The 7,786-nt window shown below is 70.5% G+C and carries 2 protein-coding genes; one reads left to right on the forward strand and one right to left on the reverse strand.

Going from position 1 to position 7,786, the window contains the following annotated elements:
* Positions 1-74: 74 nt before the first annotated feature.
* Complete coding sequence (locus tag H5J30_RS11290; RefSeq protein ID WP_181787298.1) at positions 75-2,714, reverse strand: SpoIIE family protein phosphatase; 2,640 nt, start codon at positions 2,712-2,714, stop codon at positions 75-77.
* Positions 2,715-2,934: 220 nt separating this feature from the next.
* On the opposite strand from H5J30_RS11290, the gene H5J30_RS11295 reads away from it, so the two are divergent.
* A partial coding sequence (locus H5J30_RS11295; protein WP_181787299.1) for a HAMP domain-containing protein occupies positions 2,935-7,786 on the forward strand: 4,852 nt, incomplete at its 3' end.

Consider the following 7,786-nt stretch of genomic DNA (forward strand, 5'->3'; position numbering starts at 1 on the left):
ACTTTACGACTCAACCCCCGGACGCCGTCCGGGGGTTGAGTCATTTACTGCAGCCGAGGGTTCCGGCCCTCCTGTTACTCCCCGTTGCCGTTCATCTGGCCCGGGACCCGCATCGTCAGAATCGCCATGTCGTCCGACGCCGGCTCCGCCGCGAAGCGTTCCACTGTGCGCAGCACCCGGGCCGCCACCGCGCCCGCCGTGAGGCCCGTGCATGTGGTGAGGACGTCGACCAGGCCCTCGTCGCCGAGCATGCGGGTGCCCTCGCGGCGTTCCGTCACGCCGTCCGTGACGCACAGGAGGACGTCGCCGGGCGCGAGTACCAGTTCTTCGCTGTGGAGTTCCAGGTCGTCCATGACGCCCAGCAACGGCTGGGATTCCGTGGCCTGTTCGACCGTGCCGTCGGGGCGCAGGCGGAGCGGGGGCGGGTGGCCGGCGCAGACGGTTTTGAGGACGGCGCTGCCGTCCGGCTGGGGCCAGAGTTCGCCGTAGAGGAGGGTCAGGAAGCGGCCGCGGGCGCCCTCGTCGAGGATCGCGGCGTTGAGGCGTTCCAGTACCGCCGGGCCGCCGAAGCCCTCGCGGGCGAGCAGGCGCAGTGCCGTGCGGGCGAGGCCCGTGACGGCGGCGGCCTCCGGGCCCGTACCGCAGACGTCTCCGATGGCGAAGCCGTAGGTGCCGTCCCGGATCTCGAAGAGGTCGTAGAAGTCGCCGCCGACCTCGTTGCCTTCGCCGGCCGGGCGGTAGATGACCTCGACCTCGACGCCGGGGATGTCCGGCAGGCCCGGGGGCAGGAGGCTGCGCTGCAGGGACTGGCTGATGGTGGTGCGCTCGGAGTAGAGGCGCGCGTTGTCGAGGGCGAGGGCGGCTCGGCGGGAGAGGTCCTCGGCGAGTTCGAGGATCTCCTGGCGGAAGTGCTCGTCGGTGGGCTTGCCCAGGACGAGCATGCCGATGACGCGGTTGCGCGCGACGAGCGGCAGCACAACGGTTTCGCCACCGACGGTGGCCGCCGTCGCGAGGGAGGTCTCGGCGTCCTCTGCGAGCGTCGTGTTGCCGACGATGCTGAGGCTGAGGAACGAGCTGCGCATCGCCAGCGTGTGCGCCGCGTCGCCCGGGCCGCGCCACTGGCGCGCGCCGGGGACGAGGACGGCGTCGGGCGGGTCGATGCGGGAGAGCAGCGCGCGCAGGTCGTCGATGCGCTCCTCGTCCTCGTGCAGGACGTAGCTGAGTTCGGGCTCGGACTGCTCGGGGAGGGTGTAGACGGCGCACCAGCTCGCGAGCGTGGGGACGATCATCTGGGCCATGAGGGCCAGCGTCTGGTCCCGGTCGAGGGTGCCGGCGAGCAGGTCGGAGGCTTCGACGAGGAAGGACAGGGAGCCGCGGCGCAGCCGTTCCAGCTCGCCGAGGCGGGCCGACTCGACGGCGAGCGCGATGCGGTCGGCGGCGAACTGGAGCCGTAGCGCTTCCTCGTTGGTGTAGCGGCCGGGCATCTCGGCGGCGACGCCGAGGGAGCCGGTGAGGCGGCCTTCGACCTTCAGCGGTACGGAGACGACGGAGCGCATGCCGGTCGCGGCCAGCAGGGGTACCGCGTCGGCGTCGGCCATGAGGTCTTCGTGGACGGACGGGAGGCGGGCGGAGCCGTAGCGTCCGGTGCCGGTCTCGACGGGGACGCGGGCGAACCGCTGGCGGGCGGAGGGCAGTCCGGTGGAGGCGCGTACTTCGAGTTCGGTCTCGTCGTCGGTGGCGAGCAGCAGGTACGCGGCGTCGCCGGCGAGCATGTCGCGGGCGCGTTCCACGGTGCGCTGGAGCAGGCCGTCGAGGTCGTCGGGGGAGGGGGTGCCGATGAACGCCTCGAAGGAGTCCCCGCCGGGGAAGGCGCCGGTGCGGCCCTCGCTGCCGGAGCTGTCGCCCGCGGGGGCGCGCAGCGGGCTCTGCAGCACGGCGCGTTCGCTGTCGCGGACCAGGAGGCAGATCGTGGACGGGTCGCCGGCGGAGTCGCGCAGCCGCATGTGCGAGGCGTAGACGGGGGTGACGCGACCGTCGCTGCAGCGGATGCCGTACGAGCCCTCCCAGCGGGAGAGTTGCAGCGCCTCGACGAGTCCGGTGCCGGTGCCGGGGGTGTGGGGCCAGGCGGCGAGGTCGCCGAGCGGCTTGCCGACGACCTTCTCCGGCTCGTAGCCGAAGAGGTCGCGGGCGTCGTCGTTCCACTCGCTGACCAGGCCGCCGCGGTCGATGCGGACGACGGCGACGCGGATGCGCTCCTCGGCCAGCGGCAGCTCGTCGACGGGCAGCTCGGGGCCGGCCGCGCGGGTGCCGGCGGGCGGCTCGGTGACGGCGAGCTGGAACCAGACGCGCTTGTGCTCGGCGGTGTAGTCGACGCCCCAGCGGCTGGCGAGGGCGGCGCAGAGCATCAGGCCCCGGCCGCCTTCGCGGTCGAGGGGTGTGGGCTGGAGCTGAGGGCTGTGCAGCGGCAACTCGCGCTCGGCGTGCCGGTCCGCGACCTCGACCCGTACCGCGTCCGCCATCCGGACACAAAGGACGTTTACTGCCGTACCAGCGTGAATTATGGCGTTCGTCACAAGTTCGCTGGTCAGTACGACGGCGTCATCTGTAGCCTCGGGATAGCCCCAGCCCTGGAGGGTGTCGCGGACGAAGGTCCTGGCCGCGGCGACGGAGCGCCCGACCGGCTCGAAGGTGGCCGCAGCCCGCGCGGTGGTCACCAGCTCTCCTCTCGATGTGCCACTCTCCCGGCTGAAGGGATGGACGGCGGATGCCAGGGTACTTACCTTCGCCCTGCGGACAGATGCCGGATCCTTCTCTTAACACTCGGAAAGTGCGCCTTAGCCGCCGAACTGTTATGGCCTGCCAGGGCCGGGGTGAAACACTGGGAAGGCTTCGGAGGGAGCCCGAGGCGAACGTCGACCCTGCGGGAGGGACACAGTGGAGTCTGACGCGAGTGCGCCGGGCGCGAGTCCGCGCACGAAGGGCGGGCGCTCCCGGACGCCCTCCGGGACCACGCAGGTCGACACGGCCTCGCTGTATCGCCTGCTGGGCGCGCTGGAGTCCATGCGCGACGGTAACTTCCGCAAGCGCCTGCGGGTCGGCGGCGACGGTGTGATGTCCGAGATCGCCATGGTCTTCAACGAGGTCGCGGAGCGTAATCTGCACGTCACCGGAGAGTTGTCGCGGGTGCGGCGCATGGTCGGCCGGGAGGGCAAGCTCGCCGAGCGGCTGTCCGCGGGGCCCTGTGAGGGGTCGTGGGCGGCGGCGGTCGACGCGTCGAACGCGCTGGTCGACGATCTCGTACGCCCCCTGGCCGACGTCGGCAGGGTGCTGACGGCGGTGGCGGACGGCGATCTGCAGCAGCGCATGGACCTGCGGCCGCAGGGGCAGGACGGCGCCCCGCACCCGCTGCGGGGCGAGGTGCTCAAGATGGGCCGTACGGTCAACGGCCTGGTGGACCAGCTCTCGGTGTTCACGGACGAGGTGACCCGCGTCGCCAGCGAGGTCGGCACCGAGGGCAAGCTCGGCGGCCAGGCGAAGGTGCGCGGGATGTCCGGGTCCTGGAAGGACCTCACGGACTCCGTCAACACCATGGCGTACCGGCTGACGGCCCAGGTCCGCGATATCGCCCTGGTGACCACGGCGGTCGCCAAGGGCGACCTGTCGCGCAAGGTCACCGTGCACGTCGACGGCGAGATGCTGGAACTGAAGAACACCGTCAACACGATGGTCGACCAGCTCTCCGCGTTCTCCTCCGAGGTGACCCGGGTGGCCCGCGAGGTGGGCACCGAGGGCGAGCTGGGCGGGCAGGCCCAGGTCGAGGGCGTCGGCGGAGTGTGGAAGGACCTCACCGACAGCGTGAACCTGATGGCGGGCAACCTGACCGCCCAGGTGCGCGGTATCGCGCAGGTCACCACCGCGGTCGCGAACGGCGACCTGTCGCAGAAGGTGACCGTCAGCGCACGCGGCGAGGTCGCCCAGCTCGCGGACACGATCAACACGATGACCGAGACGCTGCGCACCTTCGCCGGCGAGGTCACGCGCGTGGCCAGCGAGGTCGGCGCGGAGGGGCGGCTCGGCGGGCAGGCCCAGGTGCCGGGCGCGGCGGGGATCTGGAAGGACCTCACCGACTCGGTGAACACGGCGTTCTCCAACCTCACCCGGCAGGTGCGCGAGTTCGCGCAGGTGACGACGGCGGTGGCCAACGGCGATCTGTCGCAGAAGGTCACCGTGGACGTCTCCGGCGAGATGCTGGAGCTGAAGAACACCGTCAACACCATGGTCGACCAGCTGTCGTCCTTCGGCGCCGAGGTCACGCGGGTGGCCCGCGAGGTCGGCGTGGAAGGCGAGCTGGGCGGGCAGGCGCAGGTGGCCGGGGCCGCGGGCACGTGGAAGGACCTGGTCGACTCGGTCAACACGGCCTTCCGCAACCTGACGGGCCAGGTCCGCAACATCGCGCAGGTGACGACGGCGGTCGCGAACGGCGATCTGTCGCAGAAGGTCACCGTGGACGTCTCCGGCGAGATGCTCCAGCTGAAGAACACCGTGAACACGATGGTGGACCAGCTGTCCTCCTTCGCCGACCAGGTCACGCGAATGGCGCGGGACGTGGGCACGGAGGGCCGCCTCGGCGGCCAGGCGCGCGTCGAGGGCGTCTCGGGTACGTGGAAGGACCTGACCGACTCCGTCAACTCCATGGCGAGCAACCTGACCGGCCAGGTCCGCAACATCGCGCAGGTGACGACGGCGGTGGCGCGCGGCGATCTGTCGCAGAAGATCGAGGTCGACGCCCGCGGGGAGATCCTGGAGCTGAAAAACACCGTCAACACGATGGTCGATCAGCTGTCGTCGTTCGCCGAGCAGGTCACGCGGGTGGCGCGCGAGGTGGGCACGGAGGGCCGCCTCGGCGGGCAGGCCCGCGTGCAGGGCGTCGCCGGCGTCTGGCGGGACCTGACGGACTCGGTCAACTTCATGGCCGGCAACCTGACGGGCCAGGTCCGCAACATCGCCCAGGTCGCGACGGCGGTGGCGCGCGGCGATCTGTCGCAGAAGATCGACGTGGACGCCCGCGGGGAGATCCTGGAGCTGAAGAACACCATCAACACGATGGTGGACCAGCTCTCGTCGTTCGCGGACCAGGTCACCCGGGTCGCCAGCGAGGTCGGCACCGAGGGGAAGCTCGGCGGCCAGGCGGAGGTCAAGGGCGTCTCCGGTACGTGGAAGGACCTCACCCAGTCCGTCAACTCGATGGCGAACAACCTGACGTCGCAGGTGCGCAGCATCGCCGAGGTCACCACCGCGGTGGCCCGCGGCGACCTCTCCAAGAAGATCACGGTCGACGCGCGGGGCGAGATCCTCGAACTCGTGACGACGGTGAACACGATGGTCGATCAGCTGTCGTCGTTCGCCGAGCAGGTCACGCGGGTGGCGCGCGAGGTGGGCACGGAGGGCCAGCTCGGCGGCCAGGCGCGGGTGCGCGGGGTCTCGGGCATCTGGAAGGACCTCACCGACAACGTGAACCAGATGGCGGTCAACCTGACCAGCCAGGTGCGCAACATCTCCCAGGTGGCCACCGCCGTCGCCAACGGCGATCTGACCCGTACGGTCACGGTCGAGGCGCGCGGCGAGGTCCAGCAGCTCGCGGCCACCGTCAACACCATGGTCAAGACGCTGTCGTCGTTCGCGGCCGAGGTCACCCGCGTCGCCCGCGAGGTCGGCACGGACGGCCGGCTGGGCGGCCAGGCCCGCGTGCCCGGCGTCTCCGGTACGTGGAAGGACCTCACCGAGTCCGTGAACTCGATGGCGTCCAACCTCACCAACCAGGTGCGCAACATCGCCATGGTGACCACCGCGGTGGCCAGCGGTGACCTGTCGAAGAAGATCGACGTGGCCGCGCAGGGCGAGATCCTGGAGCTGAAGACCACGATCAACACGATGGTCGACCAGCTGTCGTCGTTCGGCGACGAGGTGACCCGGGTCTCCCGCGAGGTGGGCACCGAGGGCCGCCTCGGCGGGCAGGCGCGGGTGCGCGGGGTGTCCGGGATCTGGGAGGACCTCACGGACTCCGTCAACCTGATGGCGAACAACCTCACCAGCCAGGTGCGGCAGATCGCGCAGGTGGCCACCGCGGTGACCCGCGGCGACCTCAATCTCAAGATCGACGTGGACGCCTACGGCGAGATGATGGAGCTGCAGGACCACATCAACACGATGATCGTGAAGCTCCGCGAGACGACGATCGCCAACAAGGAGCAGGACTGGCTCAAGGGCAACCTCGCCCGCATCTCCGGCCTGCTCCAGGGCCGCCGCGACCTCGCCGACGTGGCGCGGCTCATCATGAGCGAGCTGACGCCGGTGGTCGCCGCGCAGCACGGCGCGTTCTTCCTCGTGCAGCGCTCCGGCGCCGAGGCCGTCGTCGAGATCGGCGCGGCCAGCGGGGACGACGCGTACGAGCTGCGCATGATCGGCTCGTACGGGCACTCCGGGAACGAGCTGCCGCACATCCTGCGGCCGGGCGAGACGCTGGTGGGCACCGCCGCGCAGGAGCGGCGCCCGATCGTCGTGGAGAACGTCCCCAAGGGGTATCTGAAGATCGCCTCGGGGCTCGGCCAGGCGCCGCCGGCGCACGTGATCGTGCTCCCGCTGATCTTCGAGGGCCGGGTGCTGGGCGTGGTGGAGCTGGCGTCGTTCCAGCCGTTCACGCAGATCCAGAAGGACTTCCTGGGGCAGATCGCCGAGGTCATCGCCACCAGCGTCAACACCATCAGCGTCAACTCCAAGACCGAGGTGCTGCTCAGCCAGTCCCAGGAGCTGGCCGCGCAGCTGCGCGACCGGCAGGGCGAGCTGGAGGTGCGGCAGAAGGCGCTGCAGGAGTCGAACGCGGAGCTGGAGGAGAAGGCCGAGCTGCTGGCCCGGCAGAACCGCGACATCGAGATCAAGAGCAGCGAGCTGGAAGAGGCCAAGCAGGGCCTGGAGGAACGGGCCGAGCAGCTCGCCGTCTCGATGCGCTACAAGTCCGAGTTCCTGGCGAACATGTCGCACGAGCTGCGTACGCCGCTGAACTCGCTGCTGATCCTGGCGAAGCTGCTCGCCGACAACGGCGACGGGAACCTGACGCCGAAGCAGGTGGAGTTCGCCGAGACGATCCACGGCGCGGGCTCGGACCTGCTGCAGCTGATCAACGACATCCTCGACCTGTCGAAGGTCGAGGCGGGCAAGATGGACGTGAGCCCCACCCGGATCGCGCTGGTGCAGCTCGTCGACTACGTGGAGGCGACGTTCCGGCCGCTGACGGCGGAGAAGGGCCTGGACTTCTCCGTACGGGTCTCGCCCGACCCGCCGGCGACGCTCAGCACCGACCAGCAGCGGCTGCTCCAGGTCCTGCGCAACCTGCTGTCGAACGCGGTGAAGTTCACCGACAGCGGTGCGGTGGAGCTGCTGATCCGCACCGCGAAGGACGATGTGCCGCAGGCCATCAAGGAACAGCTGCTGGAGCAGGGCGCGCTGCGCGACCCGGACGCCGAGATGATCGCGTTCTCGGTGACGGACACGGGGATCGGCATCCCGTCGAACAAGATGGGCGTGATCTTCGAGGCGTTCAAGCAGGCCGACGGCACGACGAGCCGCAAGTACGGCGGCACGGGGCTGGGGCTGTCGATCAGCCGGGAGATCGCCCGGCTGCTGGGCGGCGAGATCCACGTCGACAGCGAGCCGGGCCGCGGCTCGACGTTCACGCTGTACCTGCCGCTGCACCCGACCGAGCTGCCCGCCCCCGGGCTGCCGGGCACGG

Source organism: Streptomyces phytophilus (genome assembly GCF_013870535.1).
Taxonomy (GTDB): Bacteria; Actinomycetota; Actinomycetes; order Streptomycetales; family Streptomycetaceae; genus Streptomyces; species Streptomyces phytophilus.